At 49.1% G+C, this 23589-nt stretch carries 23 protein-coding genes and 1 pseudogene; 14 read left to right on the top strand and 10 right to left on the bottom strand.

Features of this window, described 5'->3' with window-relative positions:
• Positions 1 to 5: 5 nt before the first annotated feature.
• From L0156_14680 to L0156_14665, 4 genes are read right to left on the bottom strand one after another with little or no spacing between them, the layout of a single operon-like run.
• On the bottom strand, positions 6 to 1649 hold the full coding sequence (locus tag L0156_14680) for an ATP-binding protein (protein MCI0604240.1): 1644 nt from the start codon (positions 1647 to 1649) through the stop codon (positions 6 to 8).
• Positions 1646 to 2842, bottom strand: a complete 1197-nt coding sequence (locus L0156_14675; GenBank protein ID MCI0604239.1) for a hypothetical protein — start codon at positions 2840 to 2842, stop codon at positions 1646 to 1648. Before L0156_14675 ends, L0156_14680 begins: the two co-directional genes overlap by 4 nt.
• A 9-nt stretch (positions 2843 to 2851) precedes the next feature.
• Positions 2852 to 4066, bottom strand: coding sequence for a hypothetical protein (locus L0156_14670; protein ID MCI0604238.1), 1215 nt, complete (start codon positions 4064 to 4066; stop codon positions 2852 to 2854).
• A gap of 13 nt (positions 4067 to 4079) precedes the next feature.
• Positions 4080 to 4322 (bottom strand): DUF4190 domain-containing protein, encoded by a 243-nt coding sequence (locus tag L0156_14665; protein MCI0604237.1) that lies wholly within the window; start codon positions 4320 to 4322, stop codon positions 4080 to 4082.
• A 274-nt stretch (positions 4323 to 4596) separates the two neighbouring features.
• On the opposite strand from L0156_14665, the gene folE reads away from it, so the two are divergent.
• From folE to L0156_14635, 6 genes are read left to right on the top strand one after another with little or no spacing between them, the layout of a single operon-like run.
• The gene (gene folE, locus L0156_14660; protein ID MCI0604236.1) at positions 4597 to 5151 is read left to right on the top strand and encodes a GTP cyclohydrolase I FolE; all 555 of its coding nucleotides are present in this window, start codon (positions 4597 to 4599) and stop codon (positions 5149 to 5151) included.
• Positions 5152 to 5156: 5 nt separating this feature from the next.
• Positions 5157 to 5468, top strand: coding sequence for a (2Fe-2S)-binding protein (locus tag L0156_14655; protein ID MCI0604235.1), 312 nt, complete (start codon positions 5157 to 5159; stop codon positions 5466 to 5468).
• Between the two features lie 6 nt (positions 5469 to 5474).
• Entirely contained in the window at positions 5475 to 5936 is a 462-nt protein-coding gene (locus L0156_14650) for a CBS domain-containing protein (protein MCI0604234.1), read from the top strand.
• A gap of 53 nt (positions 5937 to 5989) precedes the next feature.
• Positions 5990 to 7825 (top strand): 2-oxoacid:acceptor oxidoreductase subunit alpha, encoded by a 1836-nt coding sequence (locus L0156_14645; GenBank protein ID MCI0604233.1) that lies wholly within the window; start codon positions 5990 to 5992, stop codon positions 7823 to 7825.
• Between the two features lies 1 nt (position 7826).
• Positions 7827 to 8852: a 2-oxoacid:ferredoxin oxidoreductase subunit beta gene (locus L0156_14640; GenBank protein ID MCI0604232.1), complete on the top strand. Its 1026-nt coding sequence runs from the start codon at positions 7827 to 7829 to the stop codon at positions 8850 to 8852.
• The gene (locus tag L0156_14635; protein MCI0604231.1) at positions 8849 to 9352 is read left to right on the top strand and encodes a CBS domain-containing protein; all 504 of its coding nucleotides are present in this window, start codon (positions 8849 to 8851) and stop codon (positions 9350 to 9352) included. Before L0156_14640 ends, L0156_14635 begins: the two co-directional genes overlap by 4 nt.
• A gap of 69 nt (positions 9353 to 9421) precedes the next feature.
• On the opposite strand, the gene L0156_14630 is transcribed toward L0156_14635, so the two are convergent.
• Both L0156_14630 and L0156_14625 read right to left on the bottom strand, forming a co-directional pair.
• Complete coding sequence (locus tag L0156_14630) at positions 9422 to 9682, bottom strand: peroxidase (GenBank protein MCI0604230.1); 261 nt, start codon at positions 9680 to 9682, stop codon at positions 9422 to 9424.
• A gap of 48 nt (positions 9683 to 9730) precedes the next feature.
• Positions 9731 to 9976 carry a carboxymuconolactone decarboxylase family protein gene (locus L0156_14625; protein MCI0604229.1) on the bottom strand — a complete coding sequence of 82 codons (246 nt, stop codon included), beginning with the start codon at positions 9974 to 9976 and terminating at the stop codon, positions 9731 to 9733.
• Positions 9977 to 10084: 108 nt separating this feature from the next.
• Here L0156_14625 and L0156_14620 point away from each other — a divergent pair, with 108 nt between their 5' ends.
• The 5 genes from L0156_14620 to L0156_14600 all read left to right on the top strand — a co-directional run bounded on the left by L0156_14620 (position 10085) and on the right by L0156_14600 (position 15197).
• Complete coding sequence (locus L0156_14620; protein MCI0604228.1) at positions 10085 to 11557, top strand: glycosyltransferase family 39 protein; 1473 nt, start codon at positions 10085 to 10087, stop codon at positions 11555 to 11557.
• A gap of 109 nt (positions 11558 to 11666) precedes the next feature.
• Positions 11667 to 12452 carry a dienelactone hydrolase family protein gene (locus L0156_14615; GenBank protein MCI0604227.1) on the top strand — a complete coding sequence of 262 codons (786 nt, stop codon included), beginning with the start codon at positions 11667 to 11669 and terminating at the stop codon, positions 12450 to 12452.
• Positions 12453 to 13451 carry a hydroxyacid dehydrogenase gene (locus L0156_14610; protein MCI0604226.1) on the top strand — a complete coding sequence of 333 codons (999 nt, stop codon included), beginning with the start codon at positions 12453 to 12455 and terminating at the stop codon, positions 13449 to 13451.
• 61 nt (positions 13452 to 13512) lie between these two features.
• A complete protein-coding gene (locus L0156_14605; GenBank protein ID MCI0604225.1) occupies positions 13513 to 14508 on the top strand; it encodes a GGDEF domain-containing protein in 996 nt (331 codons plus the stop codon).
• Positions 14509 to 14630: 122 nt separating this feature from the next.
• Positions 14631 to 15197 (top strand): sigma-70 family RNA polymerase sigma factor, encoded by a 567-nt coding sequence (locus L0156_14600; GenBank protein MCI0604224.1) that lies wholly within the window; start codon positions 14631 to 14633, stop codon positions 15195 to 15197.
• A 69-nt stretch (positions 15198 to 15266) separates the two neighbouring features.
• On the opposite strand, the gene L0156_14595 is transcribed toward L0156_14600, so the two are convergent.
• Positions 15267 to 16793 (bottom strand): DUF4331 domain-containing protein, encoded by a 1527-nt coding sequence (locus L0156_14595; protein MCI0604223.1) that lies wholly within the window; start codon positions 16791 to 16793, stop codon positions 15267 to 15269.
• Between the two features lie 69 nt (positions 16794 to 16862).
• Positions 16863 to 17929, bottom strand: a pseudogene (locus L0156_14590) (beta-lactamase family protein).
• 365 nt (positions 17930 to 18294) lie between these two features.
• Between L0156_14590 and L0156_14585 the strand changes: the two are divergent.
• From L0156_14585 to L0156_14575, 3 genes are read left to right on the top strand one after another with little or no spacing between them, the layout of a single operon-like run.
• A complete protein-coding gene (locus L0156_14585; protein MCI0604222.1) occupies positions 18295 to 18699 on the top strand; it encodes a hypothetical protein in 405 nt (134 codons plus the stop codon).
• Positions 18700 to 18711: 12 nt separating this feature from the next.
• Positions 18712 to 19308, top strand: coding sequence for a DCC1-like thiol-disulfide oxidoreductase family protein (locus L0156_14580; GenBank protein ID MCI0604221.1), 597 nt, complete (start codon positions 18712 to 18714; stop codon positions 19306 to 19308).
• Positions 19305 to 19964 carry a TetR family transcriptional regulator gene (locus tag L0156_14575; GenBank protein ID MCI0604220.1) on the top strand — a complete coding sequence of 220 codons (660 nt, stop codon included), beginning with the start codon at positions 19305 to 19307 and terminating at the stop codon, positions 19962 to 19964. The genes L0156_14580 and L0156_14575 overlap by 4 nt, the downstream gene beginning before the upstream one ends.
• A gap of 72 nt (positions 19965 to 20036) precedes the next feature.
• Here L0156_14575 and L0156_14570 read toward each other — a convergent pair whose 3' ends face one another.
• Positions 20037 to 22394, bottom strand: a complete 2358-nt coding sequence (locus L0156_14570; protein MCI0604219.1) for a hypothetical protein — start codon at positions 22392 to 22394, stop codon at positions 20037 to 20039.
• 126 nt (positions 22395 to 22520) lie between these two features.
• The coding region (locus L0156_14565) for a glutamate synthase-related protein (protein MCI0604218.1) at positions 22521 to 23589 on the bottom strand (1069 nt) is incomplete at its 5' end.

Raw genomic sequence — 23589 nt, 5'->3', positions numbered from 1 at the left:
TTTATTCAGTTCAGTGGTAAACGGACTTCGAATTTCGTACCCTTGCCCGGCTCCGATTCTACCAGAATATTTCCTCCATGCTCGGTGACAATCCTGTGAACGATTGCCAGGCCGAGTCCCATCCCTTTTTGTTTGGTGGTGAAATACGGAGTGAACACATGTTGTTTGATTTGTTCCGTCATCCCCGATCCGCTGTCTTGAACGGAAAGTATCGCCCATTTCTTTTCCAGTTGATCTGCGATGGATGTTGATACCAGGATTTCTCCGCCTTCTGCAAGCGCTTCCATACTGTTTTGCAGAAGATTTTGCGTGACTTGCGTAATCTGTCCGGAATCAAATTTAAACGCAGGGACCTCACCGGCCTTCCAATTCAATGTGACGTTTGCCGGGATGCTGTTTTTGTAAAGGGAAACAGCTTTCTGTACCGTTTCATTCAATTGATTGATTTCCATTTGCGGAGCGGGCAGGCGCGCAAACTTTGCAAACTCGTCCGCCAAATGGCGCAAGGCTTCAACTTCTTCGATGATGCTTTCACTCGATTCGCGGAATATTTCGGGAAACTGTTCGGGAGCGCGCTCCATGGCCACGCGCAAGTTGGTAATCGAGGTTTTGATGGGAGTTAACGGATTCTTAATCTCATGCGCCAAATGTCTCGCGATTTCCTGCCATGCGGCGATTCGTTCTGTCTGGATCAACTTTTGCCTGTTCCTTTCAAGCTGTTCGGTCATCGCGTTGAAGGCTTGAATCAATTTTCCAATTTCCCCATCTCCCTGCTGTTCTACGCGCACATCAAAATTTCCGGAAGACATTTCCTGAGCCGCTGCCGTCAAACGATGCAATGGCCGGCTAAGGGAAAGAGAGATCAACCATCCGATCAATAAACAAAAAAATAGAGATGCCGCGAGAAGATAAAAGCTGTTTTTCCGGATTTCTTCCTTTTGCTCCAACAGCTTTTGCTGCGATGCTGAAACAGTGAGAACAGCCAGCGGCTTTCCATAAAAGTCATGCAAGCGGATCGCCTCCTTAAGAAACATCGGTTCGTTCTGTACGTTCGGAGACGCAAATACATTTCCTTCCGCATAAGTGAGCTGCAAACCGGAAAGGGAAAGCCGGCCTATTTTATCTTTCAAGAAATAACCGCCACGCATAAACAGCAGGTGTTTTCCGAAACGCAACTGTTTCTTCAATTCCATCGAAGCAACATTTCCTTCTTGAACGAATACAATTTCGTCCACCGGTAGATCCGGATGCAAATCCATTTTGTCGAATGCCGCCGGTTCCGTACTGTTGCTCAGCATTTTTCCGCCTGAAGAAACCAAATACAGAAAATCGAGTGTCGCCCGGCGGCGAAGTTTTTCGGCAAATCCAATAATTTCCGCATTGTAATTTGGTGGATCAGATAACATCGCAGCCAGCGTGTTTTCATTTTCGGTGAAGAGCGATCCGGCAAGTGAATTCAATTCGGCTTGCAGTTGTTCTTTGGAAAGCTCAATCCTTTGTTCGGTCAGCGCCACACTCTGTTTCAGAAGACGATCGGCCTGATCTCTGAAATTCCGGTTGATTTGGGAAGTGAAATACGCCGCGAGCACGGCAATAAAGGCAGCAGTCATCAAAAAGAGGAACAGCGTGATTTTTAGCGACAGTTTCATGGCGCCGGAAGAATCCAGGCCTCCGAAAAATCCGGGAACCCTCCCATGCCTGTGCGCACATCTACAATATTTTTTCGGATTGCCATTCTGGATTCGTAGAGCAGAAGCGGCACGATTTTGCCGGAAGCTTCCAGGTCGTCCCACTCTTCAAACCAGCTCGATTCCCCGGAAACCTGCAAATCGTTGCGCAACAAACGGTACCGGAAAAGATCGAGATCCGGTTCGTTGATTTCCCTTACTGCAAGTTCCAGCAGAGGAGCGTTTTTCGGCAATGCCCTCGTGGAGATAACGAATCCGGCGTTTTCCAATTGAATCCTGAGCCGTTCTCCAACCAGACGAAAAGGAGTTTCCTCAGGGACTTTTAAATATACGGGCGATTTCCAAACATCGGCTGTTGAGCCAGCTTTTTGCGTGGGAAAGATTTCAGCGTGTTCGTTTAAAACAGCGCGAGCAATTTCTGGTAAATCGAGCGCTGAGGTTAACGAAAGCATTTGCTCCGCTGTGATGTTTTCAGACTTCAGGTACACAAAAAATTTGGGTCCGGGCTGGACCCGAATCTGTTCATCGCTGCTGATCTGGCGAAACTTTTCTTCGGGAATCAAAAAAGCGTCCACTTCATTTAATTTGAACCCCAGGTATGGATTTACAGGATCGACCGCAACCGGCGAAATGGAGTCAAGAAAAGGACGCCCCGCGATGCAGTTCTGATTTGCTTCATATCCGAATTGTGTTTTGGAAAAGGGCAGCAGATAGGAAATTCTTTGTGGAATCAAACAGGGGGATTGGGCCAGCGGAATAAGATGCTCCGGCTCTTCCGTTTTGAGGACCAGATGATCTTTTTCAATCTCCAGACTGTTCGGGTGATCGTGATGAAAATAGGGGTAATCCAAAATCCAGTGACAAGGATTGGTTTGATCCCGGAGAGAAACGATCGCTTTTTCCAGCTCTGTGATTTTGTCGGCAGGCCAGGCGGAGAGATCCATGCGCAATGTGTTTTCGTTGATTGCAAAAGGAAGAGGAAAGGAAGTTCTTAGGAGATCCTTCTGATTTTCAAAGACGCGAACTTGCAACAGTCCGGGCGACAGATCTTCGGATATTTTTGCGTTTCCTCCATAGTGTGGTTTCAATACGGGAAAAACGGGAGACGTAGCGGCAATAGACAGAACGAGAAAAAGAAGAATCCTGATCTTCATGTATTTGGTCTAAAACGGATCCTGGACTTCGATGAAAATGCCTCGTTCATTGCGAACTGTCACCAGCATTTCGTTTTGACGGTCCTGGTTTAGATCGGTGATCACGATGTCGTAAATGCTTCCTTCTATATTCTGACTCTTTTCCAGGCGGACAAGTCCATCTTTATAGATAAACTTCTGAATCGAATCCTGACCTTTCTCCGGCAGTGAGGGCGAGGACGTGTATATATAAGGAGGGGCGACGCAAATAGTTCCACCGACCGGTTCGGTTGCCGAGGTGAGCTTGCCCTGGTCTGCAACGTGAAGCCGGTTCGTCACGTCGATTACAGCGAGTCCGTTTGGACCGAACTCTGCAAAGTCATAGAAGCGCCCTTCCGATAATGCATAAGTGTTCAAACCGGGTTCCGGCTTTGGCAGGTGGCCTGGAAGTTGTCCGCTAGTTTGAGTCAGATTGCGCTGGAAGACCGCTGGAGTGGCAAGCTGGTTGCTCACAATAAAAAAGGCTTCCTGAATTTTGAGGATTTTGCCGGAAGGGGCGCGCGATCTTTGGGCGGCCGTGATAGGGAGGTTGATCGTCCGTTCCGTTCCGTTTTGCCAGCTCCGTTCCACCAGCGCATTCGAATAAAGTAGAAGGACTGAACAATTCTCTGTTCCCTGGCAATTCTCTGCCACATCCAGCGGAATCTCTTTCAATTCGGCAAGGGGAGTGGGGACCGGCATTTCTTTATGGACAGTATGATCGTGAGGCTTCTCAGGTGTTTCAAATTGCGCCAATGTGTTTTGGAGGCGCTCATCGTCCGGAACACTTACAGAATCTGTGGAAATGCGCTCTCCGTTTTTGAAAATCTCGAAAGAAAAAACCACCTGGCCGCGCTGCTTTGACAGGTCTCCTTTCAGTTTCCAAACACCTGGAGTTTTCTGAATGCCCAGACTGGCAAGCTGCGTGGTCAGCGCGTTTGTGAAGAAGGTGAAAGCCGGCGCCGGGAAGATCTCATGACTGTCCAAACCCAGGATCTCAATCGTGGAAGCCGCATCGTTTTTCAGAGTCAGCTGGATTTTTTCTGATGCGTCGCGGGCCAGTTTCTGAACCGGTTCCTGCGAAGTCTCCGGTGTGGCCGGAGTGACATCGGGTGCTGTTGGCGGCTGCTTTTGGCATCCGATAAGCGCAATGAAAAGAATTATAAGAAACGCGGACCAGACGTCCGCGCTACTTTGTTTACTCATTTCGATACGATTCTCAATACAAATCCGTGAGACTGCTGAGAAATCCAAACAAAAGAGCGAGGATGAAACCGAGAACGTAGAGCGCGCTGCCGATGATGCTGATCCAGAATCCGGCTTTCGCCATTCCCATATTGGATTCCGGTGCGCGGCCTTGTTTAATAGCGTCCATTTCCATTTTTCCAAGAATGGCGCCGGGGATGCCGCTAAAAGGTCCACAACAAATAAAGCTGAGGATTCCGAGAATCAAGGAAAACATGGCTTTGTTGCTGGATCCACCGCTCGATGGTTGTGGGGGTATCGGGCCCGGTTGCGGTCCGATATAGTTAGGTGGAGGTGGAGGTTGAGGTTGATTATAGGAGCCGGCTAAGGTAGCGCCACAACTCCCGCAAAATTTTGCTTGGGGCGCATTGCTTGCCCCACACTGATTACAGCGATTTTCGGCCACAATTTACCCCCTCTTGAGGACTAACTTACCACGGAGTCACAGCGAACACGGAGCATTATTTTATCATGTTAATATGGAATGAAACATGAAAGACTTGATTGAGCAAATCCTGCGTGAAGTGGGTGAGGACCCTTCGCGAGATGGACTGAAGCGCACTCCGGAGAGAGTCGAGAAAGCGCTTCGTTTCTTCACGAAGGGCTATTCTGAGGATCCACACGCGCTTCTAAACACTGCTCTCTTCGTCGAAGATTACGACGAAATGGTCATTGTCAAAAACATTGATCTTTTCAGCATGTGCGAGCATCATCTGTTGCCATTTTTTGGAAAATGCCATGTCGCGTACATCCCCCGCAGGAAAATAGTAGGACTCAGCAAGATCGTGCGATTGGTGGAGATGTTCAGCAGGCGGCTGCAAGTGCAAGAACGGCTAACTTCACAGATTGCAGATACGATTCACGAATCGTTAAATCCCTATGGAGTGGGAGTGGTCATTGAAGCGATGCACCTTTGCATGATGATGCGCGGAGTTGAAAAACAGAATTCCGTAGCCATCACATCTTCCATGCTCGGCACTTTCCGCACTCATGTTGAAACGCGAATGGAATTTATGGAGCTGATCAAAGGGAAACCGTCTGTATAGATAGGATGATGGGACCGCCGGAAGAGCCAGATAGTGACATTTACGAACCTTATTCGCGGCTGATTCCCATTTACTACAAAGGAAAGGAGTATCAGGTACCGGAAAACAACACTCTGCTCCGGGTGCTTCAATACTTGAATTCCGAGGTGGCGTATGGTAACTTCTGCTGGAACGGCGACTGCAGAAATTGTCAAATTATCATTCGCCGCGATGCGGAAAGTCAAGAAGTGACTGCTCTCGGGTGCCTGACAAAAGTTGTCCCGGGCCTTCATATTATTAAACTACCGCTTGGGGTGACGATCGAACCTTCCTGGTAAAGTTTTATGCGCGAACAAGAAATTCAAACCAAGCGAATTCGTCATCTTCCGCTCGATCAGGCTACCTACATTGAATCGGGAACTCTTTTAACCGAAGTGGTCGATCTCATGAGAAAAGAGCACGCCAGTTGTGTGCTTATTTGCAAGGAAAAACGCTGCATAGGCATTTTCACGGAACGGGATTATTTGACCAAAGTTTTGAGTACAGCGGCTGATCGCAAACGACCTGTTGACGAGTTCATGAGCTCACCAGTCAAGACTCTTTCCCCTGATGATACGGTCGGCCAAGCAATCAGCATCATGAACCAGTTCGGCTTTCGGAACGTTCCCCTGGTGGATGCAAAAGGGAAATGCACCGGCCTTTTGCAAATCCGGAACATTATTCAGTTCCTGGCCGAGCTCTATCCGGAAGAAATCCTGAACGTACAGCTTCGTCGGGAACCTTTCGAGCAAACTGACGGTGCGTGAGAAAATCATTATATTTATTGGAAAGCTACCCAAGCGATGGAGTTTGAAGAAACATGCCCGTAAAAGATAGAAAAGATGTGCAAACAGTCACCATTCGTTTTGCCGGTGATTCCGGCGACGGCATGCAGCTGACCGGCACACAATTTACAAATACTTCTGCAGTTTTTGGTAATGACATCAGCACACTTCCCGATTTTCCTGCGGAAATCCGGGCGCCTGCCGGATCGTTGCCCGGTGTAAGCGGATTCCAGGTCAATTTCAGCAGCCGGGATATCAAGACTCCCGGAGATGAGCCAAATGTTCTGGTGGCGATGAATCCAGCGGCTTTGAAAGTGAACGTAGCCGATCTCGAATCGGGCGGTATTCTGATCGTAAATTCCGATGCATTTACGGAAGGGAATTTGAAAAAGGCGGGCTATGCAAAAAATCCACTGGAAGACGGCTCCCTTTCCGGTTATCGCCTCTTTTCTTTGCCGATCACTTCCTTGAATGCGAACGCGCTCGCGGAATGCAAGCTAACGAAGAAAGATGTCGACCGCTGTAAGAACTTCTTTGCACTGGGTTTGATGTACTGGCTGTATGACAGGCCGATGAAGCAAACCCTGGATTGGATTGATGCGAAATTCAAGAAGAATCTCGAGGTTGCGAAAGCGAACACTCTGGCGCTGAAGGCCGGTTATTACTACGGCGAAACAACAGAGATGTTCACCACGCATTATCAGGTGCCGAAGGCTTCGCTAACACCTGGAAAATATCGTAACATTATGGGAAATGAAGCGACCGCGATCGGTTTTGTGACCGCTTCCGCGTTGGCCAACGTCCCGCTCTTTTATGCAAGTTATCCGATCACTCCGGCAAGCGATATTTTGCATGAACTTTCGCGCCATCAGAATTTCGGCGTAAAGACAATGCAGTGCGAAGACGAAATCGCCGCGATCTCAGCGGCAATCGGCGCTTCGTTCGCGGGCAATCTTGGTTTAACTGGCACAAGCGGCCCGGGAATCTGTTTGAAATCGGAAGGAATCAACCTGGCCGTCATGACCGAACTGCCGGTGGTGATAGTGGACGTCCAAAGAGGCGGGCCGAGTACTGGACTGCCTACGAAAACGGAGCAAGCAGATCTGTTGCAGGCAATGTTCGGTCGGAACAGCGAATCACCCGTTGCCATCATCGCTCCTGCAACTCCGGGAGATTGTTTTTATATGGCGATCGAAGCATGGCGCATTGCGATTAAATATATGACGCCGGTTTTGTATCTTTCAGATGGTTATCTGGCAAATGGATCAGAACCCTGGAAGATTCCAAAAGTGGAAGATCTTCCGAAAATTGAAGTTCGGTTTCGAACGGAAGCGGAAGGATACTTTCCTTACTTGCGCGATGAAGCAACTCTGTCCCGGCCATGGGCGATTCCCGGAACGCCGGGTTTGGAACACCGGATCGGTGGATTGGAAAAACAGAACATTACCGGAAACGTTAGTTATGATCCGGACAACCACATGAGGATGGTGGAATTGCGCGCTGAAAAAATTGCCAGGATCGCGAATGATATTCCGGATCTTCAAGTTTTCGGCGAGCCGGAAGGGGAAGTCCTCGTGGTTGGTTGGGGCGGTACCTTCGGCGCAATTAACGCAGCGGTAGAAGAAGTTCAGGCACGCAACTTGCCTGTCTCCAGTATTCACTTGCGCTATCTCAACCCGTTTCCTAAAAATCTTCCAGATATCCTTGGCCGCTTTGAAAAAATTCTTGTTCCCGAATTGAATCTTGGACAACTCAGCTGGTTGCTTCGCGCAAAATTCCTGGTTCCTACAATTCCGTTTTCCAAAGTAAAAGGGAAACCATTTAAGATTTCTGAGATAGTCGACAAGATTGAGGAAGTGTTAGAGAGCTAATATGAGCACAGCAATTGATTCAACTGCAAAATTAACGCGAAAAGATTTCGAATCCGATCAGGAAGTGCGATGGTGTCCCGGATGTGGCGACTATTCCATCCTTGCGCAAACGCAAAAAGTGTTGCCGGATCTTGGGGTGCCACGTGAAAAATTCGTCATGGTTTCCGGCATCGGTTGTTCCAGCCGTTTTCCGTATTACGTTAATACTTACGGACTTCATTCGATTCATGGTCGCGCTCCGGCGGTCGCGTCCGGGGTTAAGCTCAGCAACCCGGATCTCTTCGTATGGGTAATCACCGGCGATGGGGATGGATTGAGCATCGGCGGAAATCATCTCGTGCATTGCATGCGCCGCAATGTCGATCTGAAAATCATTCTGTTCAACAACAAGATCTATGGATTGACGAAGGGACAGTACTCGCCGACTTCCGAGCTCGGAAAAAAAACGAAATCCACTCCGATGGGTTCCATCGATTACCCGATCAATCCGATTCATCTTGCGCTTGCTGCTGAAGCGACTTTTGTTGCTCGATCCCTGGATGTGGATACAAAACATCTTGTGGAAATTTTGCAGAGAGTCGCCAAACACAAAGGAGCAGCTTTTGTAGAAGTATTTCAAAATTGCAACATCTTCAATGACGGCGCTTTCCGGAATTTTACCGATCGAGAGATTCGTGATGATCGCATGATCGCCATTCAGCATGGCAAACCGTTGATTTTCGGAAAAGATCATGACAAAGGTCTTGTCTTGAAAGGAATAAAACTGGAAGTGGTGAAGCTTGGTAATGGCGTCAGCGAATTCGACCTTCTTGTGTACGATGAAGAGGATCCGGATCCCACTCTGGCTTATCTGCTGTCCGGCATGAGCTATCCTGATTTTCCTGTGCCGGTGGGAGTATTCCGAAACATTAGAAAGCCCACGTACGATGAAATGATGCTGGGCCAGGTGGAAAAGTCGATCAATCTGTATGGCAAGGGAGATCTCGAAAAACTTTTCAATGCGGGCGATACCTGGGTGGTGGAATGAGATGTCCTTCCTGCGGTTTTGAAAATATTCAGGGCACCGACCGCTGCGAAGCGTGCATGGAGCCGTTGCTGGATCTGGATGTGCCCCAGCCGAAGGAAGGTTTTCAGGCTCACATCATGCTCGATTCCGTAAAAGACATCGCTGTTTTTCACCCTGCTTCCGTTGCCTCAACGGATACCGCTGCCAAAGCCATTGAAATAATGCGCGAAAGGAGAGCTGGTTGCGTGCTGGTGATGGATGCCGGTTTGACCGGAATTCTTTCGGAAGTGGATCTCCTGTTTCGATTGCCCCTCGAAGCGGATACACACAGCATCAGGGTCTCACAGTTGATGACTCCGAATCCGGAGACGATTGAGGAAGATGCTACGATGGCTTGCGCATTGAATTTGATGTCGATTGGAGGTTACAGGCACCTGCCGGTCATCGCAGAAGACCACACGGTCGGGATTATCTCCATCAAGGATCTCCTCCGCTACCTCAACCATCGTTTGGAAGAATAGCGCTAAAGTCGCTACTACAAGCCCGCGCATAACAACATCGTCGTCAAATTCGGGCTGGTAGTAGCGACTTCAGTCGCTATCTCTTTTCATCCACGGTTCAGGATCGCAGCCCAGCGCATCTGCAAGACGGTTGATGTAGTTGAAGTAGCTGATGATCTGGACAGCATCATGAATTTCGGCCTCCGATAATCCTACTGTACGAAGGTGATCCAGATCCTGTGGCGTCATTTTCGAAGGAGACAACGTCAGCTTCTCGGCAAATTCGCACAAGAAACGTTCGCGAGTTGTTAGCTCAGCGTTTCTGTAATCTTCCTTTACGTGTTCGACAATCAGATCGTCCTGAATGATTTTACGGAGATCCTCCCCGTGCGATTCCGTTCAATAAAAACAGTGATTCACCTGTGAAACCACCGTTGCCAGCATTTCTCTCTCCGCGCGGGAGAGTCCGGAGGGTCCCTTCATAATCCATTTGTAAAACTCTATGCTGATGTGCAGCGATTTAGGATTCAGACTCTGTATCCGGAGAACCTGTGCGATGTAGCCGGCACGTTCAAGCGCTGCATCGTATTCTTTCCTTAACTCTCCGGTTGCTTCTTCCGGTTGTATTACTTTGATCCATGCCATAGACCATCCACCTCACGATGTACAATAAAAGTGCCAAAGCAATGAGTAATGAGCAATGAGTACTGATTCGGGGACTCATTGCTCGGAACTCATTGCTCATTACTGTAAATGAAATGGAATTATAAGCAATTTGGGTTGTTTCTTCTCATTTTGTTTTTTGCTTTGCTGATTCGTGTTCTGTTCATCCGGTCGGTTGTTGATCGTGATTGGCCCTTTTCCGTTTTTTACTACGGCGATTCTCATCACTACCATCTTTATGCAATGGCTTTGATCGAAGGGGAACTGTACGATCAAGGAATTCCATTCCATCCTCCTTTCTATGCATGGTTTTTAAGCGCAATTTACAAGATTTTGGGACCACCTGTAAATTCTGGTTATCCGTATAAGTTCTGGATGGCGGTGATCAATTCGATTACAGTAGCCTTTACCTGGTTGTGGTGGCGCAAAACGATCGGCGAACTCTCGGCTTTGATCGGAGCGGCGCTGCTCTGTTTCCATTTCGGATGGTTGCTGTTTTCGGCTACATTCGCGAATGAAGTCTTGTATTGCCTTTTCCTGTCTGCCACTGCAGGACTGCTCTGGTTAAGGGCAACAACATTTTCGTGGCGGGACGCAACGGCACTTGGTGTTCTTACAGGTGTAGCGGCATTAACGCGAGGGGAGCACTCAAGTCTCTGGCCGTTTTTTCTTCTTTATTTGTGGATTCAGCGAGACAGAACCGTATCTATGAACAATCATTTTGCTCGCTGGGGTTTAGCGGTAGCGATATCCCTTCTCGTTCTGATTCCTACGACTATTCGAAATTGGAAAGTGCTTGGAGCACACAATCAAAGGACCGCGCATCTCGAGCCGTTGTCGACGTTCGTGACGGTCACATCCTACGGTCCCGTGAACTTCGCTCTGGCAAACAGCGATTCTGCGGATGGTGGATTCACCCCTGAGCTCATCAGTAAATTGGATGGTGGTGGGGGAATTAATATGGAAAACGCCGGGCATCGGAAGCTCTATATTCATGGATACTCCATTGGAATTGCATGGATCAAAGAAAATCCGGGGAGAGCATGTCAGCTGTTTCTGCGGAAGTTTAACCGCTGGCTGGATGGCCTTCGAATCGGCTTTGGTGTTTCGAATTTTCCCGGAGGATTATCCGGTAATCGACCGCCTGTGGATTTGTTCATTCCAGATCCTCAACGGATAAAATGGCCGCGCGCATTGATTGTGGCAATAGGAATTTTCTTTTCATTGAAAAAAGAGTATCGTGCTTTTTCCATCTGCACTCTGATTCTTTTGCACCGGTTGATCCTGACAGAACTGTTTTTCGGTTATGCGCGAGGTTTAGTAGTGATGCTGCCTGTAATCATTCCGCTGGCGCTTCTCCCGTTAATTGTTGCATCGAGCAAATGGCCGGTTGTCAAAAAGGTAGCTGGAGTTGTAACAATTGTTGCTGTCATTTTGTTTACTTTGCAAGCCTTGGAGATTGCAACCGGACCGCCACGAAATTTTCAGGCGAGTGGCTCTTCCGACAATCGTGGGAAAATCATTCAGGACGATTGGGTCAAAATCTGGCCGGCTACAAACTGATGCATATAATATTCACCGCAGAGCCCGCAGAGGGCGCAGAGTAAAACCAGAGACTAATTTTTAGCTCTGCGTACTCAGCGTCCTCTGCGGTGAAAAAAGGAGGAAAGTTATGAAGTTTGTGTGGCTGTTGATCATTGCTCTTATTCCAATCGCGGTTGAAGCTGCGATTAAAATGGAACCAGTTGATTACAGTTCCGGTGGCGTCACGATGAAAGGCTTCCTTGCATACGATGATGCAAATCAAGGAAAGAGGCCTGGTGTTCTGGTTGTGCATGAATGGTGGGGACACAATGAATACGTTCGCAAACGCGCAAGAATGCTTGCGGAGCTTGGCTACACTGCGCTTGCCGTGGATATGTACGGTGGTGGAAAGCAGACGGCCCACCCGGCGGAAGCGGGAAAGTTCACTCAAGAAGTGATGAGCAACATGGATATTGCAAAGGCGCGATTCCTGGCTGCGATGGAAACTTTGAAGGCTCACAAAACCGTTGATCCGCAGCGTATCGCCGCCATCGGATATTGTTTTGGAGGTGGCCTTGTTCTGGAAATGGCCCGGGCAGGAGTGGATCTGGACGGAATCGTTAGTTTTCATGGCAGTCTCGACACAAAGAATCCAGCGAAGCCTGGAGTGGTCAAAGCAAAAATCCTCGTGGCTCATGGCGCCGCAGATGAATTCATCGAACCGAAAGTGTTGGCAGCGTTTGAACAGGAAATGAAAAATGCAAAAGTCGATTACAAGCTAATCACCTACCCGGATGCGAAACATAGTTTTACAAACTCTGATGCGGACGAGATGGGTAAAAAGGCAAACATCGCGATTGCTTATAACGCGGAAGCGGATCGTAAATCGTGGGAAGATATGAAAAGCTTTTTCAAAGAGATTTTTGGAACGTAAGTGATAGTCTTTTTTGAGATTGAACCCGCAGAGAAAACATATCTGTCGAAGTTTTTTCGAAAAGGTGCCGCCGTTTATGTCAAAGAAAAGCTGTCTGCAGAAAACGCAGAAGACTTTTCCGATGCCACGGTGATCTCCACTTTTGTTGGATCTAACATCGACAAGAAGATCCTGCAAAAAATGCCGCGCCTGAAGCTGATTGTAACAAGATCCACCGGGTACGATCACATTTCCATGGACGAATGCAAGAAGAGGGGAATCGCTGTCGCCAATGTTCCTTCCTACGGAGAGTATACGGTCGCTGAGCATACGTTCGGGCTGATTCTTACACTGTCCAGAAATATTCATAAAGCGTATTACCGAATGAAATCTTCGGAGCATTTTTCGTACAAAGGATTGGAAGGGTTTGATCTGCGGGGGAAAACGCTCGGAGTGATCGGCGCAGGCCACATCGGTTTGCATGTGATCAAAATCGGCCGCGGATTTGGAATGAATGTGCTGGTTACGGATAAGAACCGCTCCTCTCTTCTGGCGGAAGTGCTGAATTTCCAGTATGTGGAGCTGGAGGAACTGCTGAAAAATTCCGATGTTATTTCTTTGCATCTTCCTTACATGCCTCAGACCCATCATTTGATCAACCGTTCCAACCTGGCGCTCATCAAGAAGGGTGCGATTCTGGTCAATACCGCGCGAGGCGGCATTGTCGAAACCGAAGCCATCATCGAAGGCTTGGATCGTGGAATTTTTTCGGGAGTGGGCCTCGACGTGCTGGAAGGGGAACAGATGATACGTGAGGAGAAAGAGGTCCTCACTCGAGAACATTCGCCGGATGATCTGAAGCTGCTTTTGAGCAATCACATTCTGATGAACCGGGAGAATGTCATCATCACTCCTCACAACGCGTTCAACTCCAGAGAAGCGGTTCAGCGGATTTTGGAGACGACTAAAGGCAACATTGAAGCATTTCTTGCAGGGAAGACCCTGAACCTGATTGTGTAAGTCGTCGCATTTAACAATTAATTTACAAACCTGAACAGCGGTTCCTGCCGTATTAGTAACGATGCACACCAACCTCCTTTCGAATCTCTCTGTTGAACCCAACAATCCGAGAATCCACTTACGTTTATCTCTTGCCCTCTATGGAATTTCGGACTTGCGAAGATTGCTGGGCGCAATCGTCGATGCGTTTGTTCTTGTCACGGGAGCTGAGGGTGGCCAGGTCACTTTGTTTGATCGCTTTGTGCCGCGCTTGTCCTTGGCACATGACAAATCCGGATCCTCCGTGGAACCGTTTGAAACGAACATTCCGCCGTCTGCTGTCTACGAAATCGCAAGGAAACATAAAGTTTGCTTTGCTTCTGCCGGCTTTTACATTCCGTTAGTGGCTCCGTCAACAGTAGAAGAGAGCCTCGGGCTGCCGAACATGACACTGGGAATTTTTTATGGTGAAGGTTTTTCCGTTCGTTATGATCAAGAACAGCTGGAGAGTCTCGAGATTTTGGCAGCACACGCGGCGATGGCGATTGAGAACATTCGCTTAAATCACATGTCCACGGTGGATCACTTGACCGAGTTATACCGGCGTCGTTTTATTATGGATCTTCTTAGTTTAGAATTGCACCGGTCTTACCGCCATCGTTATCCGGTAACCGTAATGATGATGGATATCGATCGCTTCAAGAGTGTCAATGACCAGCACGGGCATGTAGCCGGCGACAAAGTTCTTTGTCGTGTTGCCCAGGCATTGAAAAAGGGCTCCCGCAAGGAAGATTTGATCGGCAGGTACGGCGGTGACGAATTTCTGTTGATTCTGCCGCATACAGGAACGCACGGCGCAGTGCTGATAACCGAACGTCTTTGTGAATCGATCCGAAACATCCGATTCGATTTTCTGGAAGTTCCCGTTACAGTTTCCGCCGGTCTTGTATCCTTTCGCAACGCCGATCCTCGCGAACCGGAAGAAGTAGTTCGACAGGCGGACGCCGCGCTCTATAAGGCAAAATCGCTGGGTCGAAACATGTCTGTTGTTATCCCCGATCCCAACTTATCCCGGTAAAAGATTACTGGACAGCCTTTCCCTTCTGTCGCATTGAAATAGTCACAGAGACCCATCGTTTTGAGCGTTTAGCTTCGTATCGTAGATGGGGGAAAACTGTACTTGTAGAGATTGCTCGATCCATGATTGATACAGAATTGATTGCAAAAATATCCGTTCGCGACCGAAAAGCTTTTGATTCAATTTACGATCGATATGCGTCGGTCCTTTTTTCTTTCTGTCTCCGCATTCTAAAACAGAAAGCCGAAGCGGAAGACGTACTGCAGGAAATCTTTGTTCAGGTCTGGAGAGATGCACCCCGTTTTGATCCAAGGCGAGGATCGCCGCGGAGCTGGCTCTTTACGATAGCGCGAAGCCGCGCGTTGGATCGATACCGGAGTCGAAAAATTGCTCAAAACAGGATGGAAGAAGAGACATCAGCAGCAATTAACGGCATCTCCAGTCAGGAAGATCTTCAATCCACCAGAATCCGTAACCAATACGTAGCCAAAGCTCTGAACAAGCTTACTCGAAAACAAAGGATGGTTCTTGAGATGCTTTACTACGAAGGCTTTACTCAAGAAGAGATTTCAGAACGGCTGGCTGAGCCGGTTGGAACAATAAAATCCCGCGTTCGATCCGCGTTAATTGCACTTCGATTCCACTTCAACAAAAGGAGAGAGAAAAAGCCAGGTAAAAGGAAATTGTAACAATAAAGGATTGGGGCTGCGGAACCTTTTATCCGCAGCCCCAACGAACTGCTGCTGTGAATCGTGATGCTAGGGGGCCGGTGCGCCGTGACCCTCATTCAATCCCTGATGGGGCAGAGCATAGAACGGAAATTCCGTCATGTAAGGTTTGTCGTTGGTGTTTACCCCATCTCCTACGCCGGCGAATGGATTGCCGAGCGCGATCAGGCTGATGATTACATCGCTAACATCAACCTGTGTATCATTGGGTGTTGCGCCACCGCCGATTTTTCGACCGTTTGGAAAAGCGGAATCGGTGGCAACATCCACACGAAGAACGTCGCCTGTTTTACCCGGTTCAATGGGCACGTGGTGACAGCCAGGTGCCGGGATATTGTCCAGGTTGATCGTTCTGAGAATATCGAATCGATTTGTCTTCAGCGCATCTACGGTAGCCTGCGGAATTCCCAATGCGCTGTAGGCTTTCAGGAATTCTAAGTCCCTTACCAGAATCGGATTCAGGAAATAACTTGCGAAGTTTGCTACATCAGTTATTGGTTTGGTGCGAAGGTACTTGCTCTGGTCCTGAACACCGATCAGGCCGGCGTTCACGAGGGGAAGTGCCTCCCGGCCGCACTGGACCCAGGGACCGGACTCGATCGGATCATCGCGATCAGCCCTTAGAACGCGAGTCTGACGACGGCTCGCTGAAGCCCACACGGCTACAAGTGTGTCATCTCCGCATGTGCCGTTGTGTGGAATGGGGCCACCAAGAACTTTTTCAGTTGGAACTTCAAGCGCCATGACGTTGAGATTAAAACCGGCAAACACGTCTTCTCCCGGACTTCTTCGTCCGCCTGGTATCGCGTTGTTATTTTCAGTGCCGGGGTTCAAATTCAGGATGTCGAAAATCCCTTTCTCATCCAATTGGTAAGCATCATCCATCACTCCCACAAAGGCCCGGCCTTCAGAACCCATGTCGCAGATGAAACTTTTGACAAAGTCATCATCGTACAGACCGTTCTCGAATTGTCCCGGATTATCCGGATTGCTTCCGCCATAACCGGAAAATGGTCCAAGACCGTAAGCGATGCGATCTGTAAGCGGACCGACATTTGCCGGCGCCATCTGGCAGCCCTGCCCAATGACAGTCTTTGAGCTTGTGCCGTCGCTGTGTTTTGTTACCTTGGTCACATTGTAAGTGAACGTCGCTCCACCGATTTGAACCAGGAGTTCCTTGCCGCCTCCCGGAGGTAAGGTAAGATCCGTGTTATCGACTCTAGGAGGTTTTCCACAGTTGAGCTTGATTTGGTAAGTTACTTCATCGTCTAGGAGTCCGGTACCGCGTGAGATGTGAAACTCATAAAGGACATTGCAACCCAGCCGCGTTTGCTGATTGCCCTGTCCCGGCTCGTGCAGGCCATTGTAACCCGCAGCCAGATAAAGTTTTGAATGGTCTCCGTCTGAGACCCATGCGTACATATCGGTGTTGTCGCATTCAGGGTCTTCCAGAATGGCCTGGGCTTCACGATGACTTGAGGCCGAGACCGGCAGGATACAGAAAACTGACAGCGCCGCAAGAGCAGCCATGCCGAAAAGAAAAAACTTAATTCTCATTTAATTCTCCCTGTTGTTTTTTAGTACTACAACGAATACGGGAGGAAGCGAAAGTTGGGATTGTTTTTTTTATTGCGAGGTTATTAGGATCTCTTCGATTTTTTGTTCGAGGTTGCAGATCTTTGCCAAAAGCGCAGGGAATTCCCGATTGACAAGGATAGTGATGTAAAGATGAAGGTCCGGTCGCCGAAAAACATAACTACGAAATCCGGAGCCGTTGCCACTGTGAAAAAACCGGGCCTTCCCTTCATCCGTTTTCTCACTGATCCAGCCGTATCCCATTTGCCCCATCTCTCCTTTTGTGTATGGAGTAAACATGGCATTCACCACACTGTGAGTCAGGAAATAAGCAGCATAAAGTGACTCATCCCAGCGGAGTAAATCATCCACCGTAGAACGACGTCCCCTGCGCCGCGAATATCGGTGGTTTTTTGTTCCAGATATTCCGTATCCGGATAGTTGTGACCGCGCGCACGCTTTCGCAAAGCAGAGTCTCCTTCCAATCCGGATTGAGCCATTTTCAGCGGGCCAAACACGAGATCTTGCATCGCGTCAGCAAATGGTTTGCTTGAGACTTTTTCCGCGACCATAGATAAGACAGTGAATCCAACATTGCTGTAGCGAAACATTGCACCGGGCTCAGCTAAGAGTCCTTTTGGCTCGTAGGCCGGTGGTGTTTCCTGCGGTTCCGGCCAGAATTGCGGATAAAAGCGAAAGAGCCAGAATGCAAGCGTGTCCACATCAATGCCTGAAGAATGAGAAAGTAGATGGTGGATCTTCACGGATTTCCATTGCTCCGGCCAATTGTCGATGTACTGCGCCACAGGATCTTGAAGGGATAACTTTTTTTGATCAACTACTCGCAGAATGGCAGCAGCTGTAAGCTGCTTCGTTGAAGAAAAGATCATGAAGCGAGTTTCAGGAGTGTTTGGAATTCGCCGAACCCAGTCTGCGAAACCGTACGCTTTGCGAACGAGCGGTTTCCCATCTACGGCAATCAGTAAAGCGCCTGAAAATTGCCGCTCCGGTATTGCTTCGAACAGCGCGGCATCAGCCAAACACTCCAGTTTTTCGACAATCGATATTGGCTTTGCTTCTTCAGTCCAGGTCGTGCACGTCAAACAACATATCAGCACCAGCACAACGCCTTTCCATGTAGCCGTGTCTAATCCTATCAACTGCTATTTTCGCACGACGAAAGTCCGAACAAACCTTTGCAGAAAGATTGCGAGGTAGGCGCTTCCGATGTGACCTTTTCAAAAGTCTATATCCTTGTTCCGCGTACTGCTGTGACGGTAGACAATGGTGACAAGACTCGCACTTGTGTAGTCACGTTCAGCTCTGAAGCTTCATCCGGCAAAGGCGTTACGACCGAATCGATGAGTATTTTAAGACCGTTCCCAAGAAAAGTGAACGTGTTCAAAAAACCCTTGACAAGCGGCCTTTCCAGGCTGTATTATATTTTTGAACACGTTCAAAAACGTGATTCGAGGAGGACGTCATGTACATCTTTACGGGTTACGTGCTTTACCTTCTAATCAGTATTGCCATCACGATCTGGGTGGCCCGAACCCTTCACAAGAACGGGCGCATTTTCCTCGTTGACACTTTCCTTGGCAACGCCGCGCTGGCCGATTCGGTCAACCACCTGCTGGTGGTCGGCTTCTATCTGATCAACATAGGTTATGTGGCTCTTGCTTTGAAGTACGGGGAGAAACCGGCAAATCTTGCCCAGACGGTCGAGTTTTTGAGTACAAAAGTGGGAACGGTGCTGCTGGTGCTCGGCGGAATGCACTTCTTCAATCTTTATGTGTTTTCCAAGATGAGGAAGCGCGCGATGTTGCGGCAAGCGCCTCCACCGGTTGCGCCTCAGGAGTTTCTGCATGCGAATGCCGCCGCTCGGTAACAGGAGGCCAATATGAAACGCCTTTACGTGCTCTACGATGAAAACTGCGGTTTGTGTTATGAGCTGAAAAACTGGGTTGCTCGCCAGCCGGCTTTTCTGGAACTCAGATTTGTTCCTGCTGGTTCGCAGGAAGCATGGAGGATGTTCCCGGAAGTGCTAAAGCCTGGAAGACCGGAAGAGTTGATTGTCATCAGTGATGAAGGCGGAGTTTATCGTGATACACAAGCGTACATCATGTGTTTGTACGCGTTGCAGGAATACCGTGAATGGGCCATGCGTTTGTCTACTCCCGGCTTGATGCCACTGGCTCGCCAGGCATTTCGTTTCATTTCTCGCAACAGGAGCCGGCTGTCCGATTGGCTGGGAATGGATGGCGAAGCCCGGCTGGCAACAAGATTGAAACAGGAAATGCCTCCCACCTGTGATCTTCGCAAAGGGGCATCGGGAACGCATTGTCCTTACTGCAAAACCTCAATTTCCAAAGGAGAAGCGGTTTATTGTCCCGAGTGCGGTGCAATTCATCACAGGGAATGCTGGATTGCGAATGGTTACCGTTGCAGTATATTTGGCTGTGCTCCAGAACCAGGCACCGTGGGAGTCTACGCATGATAGTAAAAGTAAAAAAGTCTGAAGAAACAAGACGTCGAATTCTAGAAGCGGCTCTCGAGCTGTTTCGTGAAAAGGGCTTTGAACAAACAACGATGAGGGAGATCGCTGAAAGGGCCTCGATGGCTCTGGGAGCCGCTTACTACTATTTTGATTCAAAGGAAAAACTTGTATTTGCGTACTATCAGGCATCCCTGGAAGAGATGCAGGAATACATTGCGCGGCCGACGATTCAAGAAGTTCGCAGTTTAAAAGAGCGTTTGCAGCTTGTGCTGGATTACAAATTTCGGCAGATGAGGCCGTACCGTAGTTTTCTTGGCGTCTTATTCCGGGTTGCCGCGGATCCGAGCAGTCCGTTGTCTCCGTTTGGCGAACAAACGCGCGAAATCAGGGAATCCAGCATTCGCGTATTTCAACAGATGCTCGAAGGTTCTGAACCTTCGATCCCTTCTGATATGAAAGAGCATCTGCCACGTTTACTCTGGCTTCTTCAAATGGGACTCATTCTGTTCTGGCTGCATGACCATTCGCGTGGCCAGACGCGCACAAAAAATCTGCAAGACAAAAGCCTGGATCTGGTCCTCAGCCTGATCAGGATCGGCAGATTGCCCTTGATGGGACCTGTCCGGAGATCTGTGCTGGAAATGTTAAAGGTGTAGCGGAGCAAAGTAGCGCGGACGTCTCGTCTGCGGCTGCTCGCAGGCGGACGCCCGCGCTACTTTGTTTACCAACTACTTCAACGCTTCCGTTCGAAGCGGCCGGATTTTGCGATAAACGGCGGAAGGGGAGCGTTGTTGTAAAAGATCGCGGTCGATCGAGATTCCAAACAGAGTTTCGTTTTCTTTTAAATAAGGAAATATGAGAGTCCAATCTTCTTCTGTAATCTCTGCGAACTCGCCCCCGTTTAGCTGATCCTTTTCCAGGATTTTGTGCGGGTCGCGCACGTAGATTGCGCCGCCGGAAGCGAGCGAGAAAAGATTGCTACCAGGATAAGGAGTGGGCAGCTCTTCAATTTGCGCGTGATCGTTCCACCGAATTCCGTTCAAAATTACAAATCCACCGCCGGTCAGTGGATCGCCCGCCATGAAAGACTCCGCAAGATAATCGAGACATGTTCCATTGATGACCACACGCGGCGAACCAACAGCGTTGATCAGCGGTCGTCCTGCGGCGTTGCCCATGATATAAGCGCTGCCTCCTTTAGCTCCGTAAAAGAAGGTCTGGCCCACATCGCCGTAAACGACAAGTTTTCCGCGATGAAAGATCTGGCCAAGCTGATCCTGCGCATTTCCGTGAACATGAATTTCGGCGCCATCGAGCCCGGATGCCAGATAATCGCCGGAAGATCCATACACATGAATTCGCAATCCGTCCGACTTTTCCTGAAGTCCGCATCCGATGAAACGATGGCCGGCGCATCGATAAACCACGATGTTCCGCCAGCCTGATTGATAAGCGCGCACGATCTGCAAGGAAAGAGAATCCGGCCCTTCCGCTTTAAAGCGACGCGCATCGATTACGAGCGGGTCCGTAGCTCTTTTCGCAGGAAGGACGCCCGCGGTACTTTGTTTATCGAGCAAATTATTGATTGCGTTCTCCACTTCTGAAACAAACCATTTGCGCGGGTGATTTTGCAATTGTGGCAGATCACGCAATCGCGTGAGCTCTTCCAGTGTGTCAGGCAGTGCAGGTTTCGATGCCGGGCGTTCCTCACGGGCATCATACCGAAGCGTGATCGGCTCTCCAAACTTATTCGCGCTTTGTAGCGTGGGCGTCTCGCCTGCGTAATCCACGGAAAACAGAAATGCGCCTCCATCCGTATGGCTTCCACCGCGCGCATTCCAGTATTGATCCGCAACCGGACACACACGCGGATCCTCCGATGCGATGCTCTGCAAGGTGGCATCGATCGCCTGTTTCTCTGAGGCGATCAAACCAATCTGCACTTCTCCTTCATGAAGCGCAAAAACTTGCGGGCGAAGCATCGATGTGTCGGTGATGCCAAGAAGCTGGAATTGTTTCTTCTCCACATCGTTTCTCGCGATGATGAAAAACCACGGACCATCCGGCGAACCATTCATGTGCGCCAACTGAAGAATTTTGTACAGTTCCTGTTTTTCCGGCGGTAACTGTTGAAAATCTCGCTCTGTTGTAGGCGCCATCGATTCGATCACCCACTCTAGCGGATATTCAAAACTTCTGCTGAGCAGATCAAATAAAAGCACCGATACTTCCGTGTCCGTAAGAAAGAGTGGGTGAAGCCCATGCTGTCGCAAGTACTCGCAGACGCCGAAGTAATTTGCGAAATCACCGTTGTGAACGAGCGCTTCATGCATTCCGATGAAAGGATGCGCGCCGCCCGGATGCCACACGCGTCCTTTAGTCGGATACCTCTGGTGCGCAATCCATCCATGCGCTTTGAATTCGTGCAGCCGGTAATAGTCAATTACTTGCTCCGCATAACCCACCAATTTGAAGACCAGTAGATTCTTTGCGTGACTCATCACAAAAGCGCGTTTATCACCAAGCGATGCATAAAAAGCTTTGTTGATGTTGTAACTGTTCTGAAATACAAATTCGTCTTCGAGTTCGTTTCCTTGAAGCTCGCGAAGCTCTTTTTGTTCCGCAAATTTTGTTAATTCCTGCGCACGCGTTTTGACGAAGTAACGCACCACATCCGGTGGCTTTACTTCGAGTCCTGCGTCGCGAAAATTATCCACGGTCGGGATTTCCTGAACTTCATCGATCTCATAGGAATTGTTGATCCACTCCCGCTCCACTTCCGCTCTCGCTTTAGGATCGATGTACGCCAATTGCAAGATGTAATCTTCATTGAGAACTCGGTGTGACACTTTGAGTTCCTCAGAAACAAGTCCTATAGCGGCGATTCCTCCCCCTTTGCCATTTCCACGGTTTTGCATTTGCAAGGAAGGAACGAAAAGATGTTTTCCTGCAACCGGCAGGGAGGACATCAATCCGACTACACCACATCCGCCTTCCGCTTCCTCTTTGCGGGATCTGATCTGATGCTCAGAGGTCAGCGGTGTTAAGGACTTTCTGGCGTTCCTGAGGATGCTTGCTTTGTCCATTATTCCTCGAATAATCGTGGATCCTGATCGTAATCGTATCGTTGATCTTGATCTCTAATCGAAATTCGATTAAAGATAAACGATTACGATTCGATCACGATTAAGATTACGATTACGATCCACGATTTATTCCTCGATGTATTCCAACAAGTCGGTGCGGCCACGAAGTTCCATCATTGTTTCAAGACCCAGCATGTCCAGATATTCGATCAGCCGGTTTCGCCACGCATGAAAAAGATTTATGATTCTTTGTGCCGCCCAGTCCGGATCGATCAATGGTGTTAATTCCGGATCGCTGGTGGCAATGCCAAAAGGGCATCCACGACCGCGCTCGCAATTCGTGCAGCGGTCGCATTCAATCGCAACAAGCTCCGCTGTGCCGACAACCACTCCGTCCGCGCCCAGAGCAACCGACTTAATGATGTCGAGTGGAGTCCGGATTCCGCCGGATGCGAGCACCACCAGCTCATCGCGAATTCCTTCATTCATGAGAAACTTGTGAACTTTTGGAATCGCAAACTCGATCGGCGTCGCAATGTTTTTCTTCGCGATATCCGGCGCGGCGCCTGTTCCACCATAAGATCCATCCAGCTGCAAAATATTTGCGCCTGCATAATAGCTGCCGACTGCGACCATATCGACATCACTCGGTGTCGATACTTTGACTGAAATCAGCGCATCGGGATTTACAACGCGAATCCAGTCCAAATGTTTCTTGTGATCTTCTACTGAATAAACACTGTGGAAAGGAAATGGAGAAAAAAGAGAGCTCCACTGCAGTGATCCACGCATTTTTGCAACTTCCGCAGTAACTTTATCCGCCAGTAGATGGCCGCCGAGGCCAGGCTTCGCACCTTGCGCGTATTTGAATTCAACGATCCGGGTCCGGCGTATCGTGTCTTCACGCACTCCAAAGAGTCCTGTTGCGACTTGGGTGATCACATGATCCGCGTAAGGGATCAGTGCATCCGGATAGCCGCCTTCTCCTGTGGACATGAATGTGCCGAAAGCCTTCGCCGCTTTTGCGCGTCCCAGCATCACATTCAAGCTAATCGAGCCGTACGACATACCTCCGCCATACCAGGGAACGGGAACCCAGATTTGAGCGCCTTCTTTGCGGCGTTTCAGTGGGATGGCGGAGCGATGTAACTCGGGCGTGTCCGCAGCGAGAACGAGAGACGCACGCTCTACAAGC

It is taken from the genome of bacterium, from assembly GCA_022616075.1.
Lineage (GTDB): Bacteria > Acidobacteriota > HRBIN11 > JAKEFK01 > JAKEFK01 > JAKEFK01.
Note: the sequence above shows the minus strand (reverse complement) of the source record. Positions and strands in the feature narration are given on the sequence as shown.

What these genes read in the sequence shown, in the direction of transcription:
- L0156_14640 (MCI0604232.1), top strand. Translation starts at nt 7,827, where the DNA reads ATGAGCACAGCAATTGATTCAACTGCAAAATTAACGCGAAAAGATTTC.
- L0156_14615 (MCI0604227.1), top strand. Translation starts at nt 11,667, where the DNA reads ATGAAGTTTGTGTGGCTGTTGATCATTGCTCTTATTCCAATCGCGGTT.
- L0156_14635 (MCI0604231.1), top strand. Translation starts at nt 8,849, where the DNA reads ATGAGATGTCCTTCCTGCGGTTTTGAAAATATTCAGGGCACCGACCGC.
- L0156_14650 (MCI0604234.1), top strand. Translation starts at nt 5,475, where the DNA reads ATGCGCGAACAAGAAATTCAAACCAAGCGAATTCGTCATCTTCCGCTC.
- L0156_14595 (MCI0604223.1), bottom strand. Translation starts at nt 16,793, where the DNA reads ATGAGAATTAAGTTTTTTCTTTTCGGCATGGCTGCTCTTGCGGCGCTG.
- L0156_14605 (MCI0604225.1), top strand. Translation starts at nt 13,513, where the DNA reads ATGCACACCAACCTCCTTTCGAATCTCTCTGTTGAACCCAACAATCCG.
- L0156_14575 (MCI0604220.1), top strand. Translation starts at nt 19,305, where the DNA reads ATGATAGTAAAAGTAAAAAAGTCTGAAGAAACAAGACGTCGAATTCTA.
- L0156_14600 (MCI0604224.1), top strand. Translation starts at nt 14,631, where the DNA reads ATGATTGATACAGAATTGATTGCAAAAATATCCGTTCGCGACCGAAAA.
- L0156_14645 (MCI0604233.1), top strand. Translation starts at nt 5,990, where the DNA reads ATGCCCGTAAAAGATAGAAAAGATGTGCAAACAGTCACCATTCGTTTT.
- L0156_14675 (MCI0604239.1), bottom strand. Translation starts at nt 2,842, where the DNA reads ATGAAGATCAGGATTCTTCTTTTTCTCGTTCTGTCTATTGCCGCTACG.
- L0156_14620 (MCI0604228.1), top strand. Translation starts at nt 10,085, where the DNA reads ATGAAATGGAATTATAAGCAATTTGGGTTGTTTCTTCTCATTTTGTTT.
- L0156_14585 (MCI0604222.1), top strand. Translation starts at nt 18,295, where the DNA reads ATGTACATCTTTACGGGTTACGTGCTTTACCTTCTAATCAGTATTGCC.
- L0156_14670 (MCI0604238.1), bottom strand. Translation starts at nt 4,066, where the DNA reads ATGAGTAAACAAAGTAGCGCGGACGTCTGGTCCGCGTTTCTTATAATT.
- L0156_14680 (MCI0604240.1), bottom strand. Translation starts at nt 1,649, where the DNA reads ATGAAACTGTCGCTAAAAATCACGCTGTTCCTCTTTTTGATGACTGCT.
- L0156_14625 (MCI0604229.1), bottom strand. Translation starts at nt 9,976, where the DNA reads ATGGCATGGATCAAAGTAATACAACCGGAAGAAGCAACCGGAGAGTTA.
- L0156_14580 (MCI0604221.1), top strand. Translation starts at nt 18,712, where the DNA reads ATGAAACGCCTTTACGTGCTCTACGATGAAAACTGCGGTTTGTGTTAT.
- L0156_14655 (MCI0604235.1), top strand. Translation starts at nt 5,157, where the DNA reads ATGATGGGACCGCCGGAAGAGCCAGATAGTGACATTTACGAACCTTAT.
- L0156_14570 (MCI0604219.1), bottom strand. Translation starts at nt 22,394, where the DNA reads ATGGACAAAGCAAGCATCCTCAGGAACGCCAGAAAGTCCTTAACACCG.
- L0156_14665 (MCI0604237.1), bottom strand. Translation starts at nt 4,322, where the DNA reads ATGTTTTCCTTGATTCTCGGAATCCTCAGCTTTATTTGTTGTGGACCT.
- folE (MCI0604236.1), top strand. Translation starts at nt 4,597, where the DNA reads ATGAAAGACTTGATTGAGCAAATCCTGCGTGAAGTGGGTGAGGACCCT.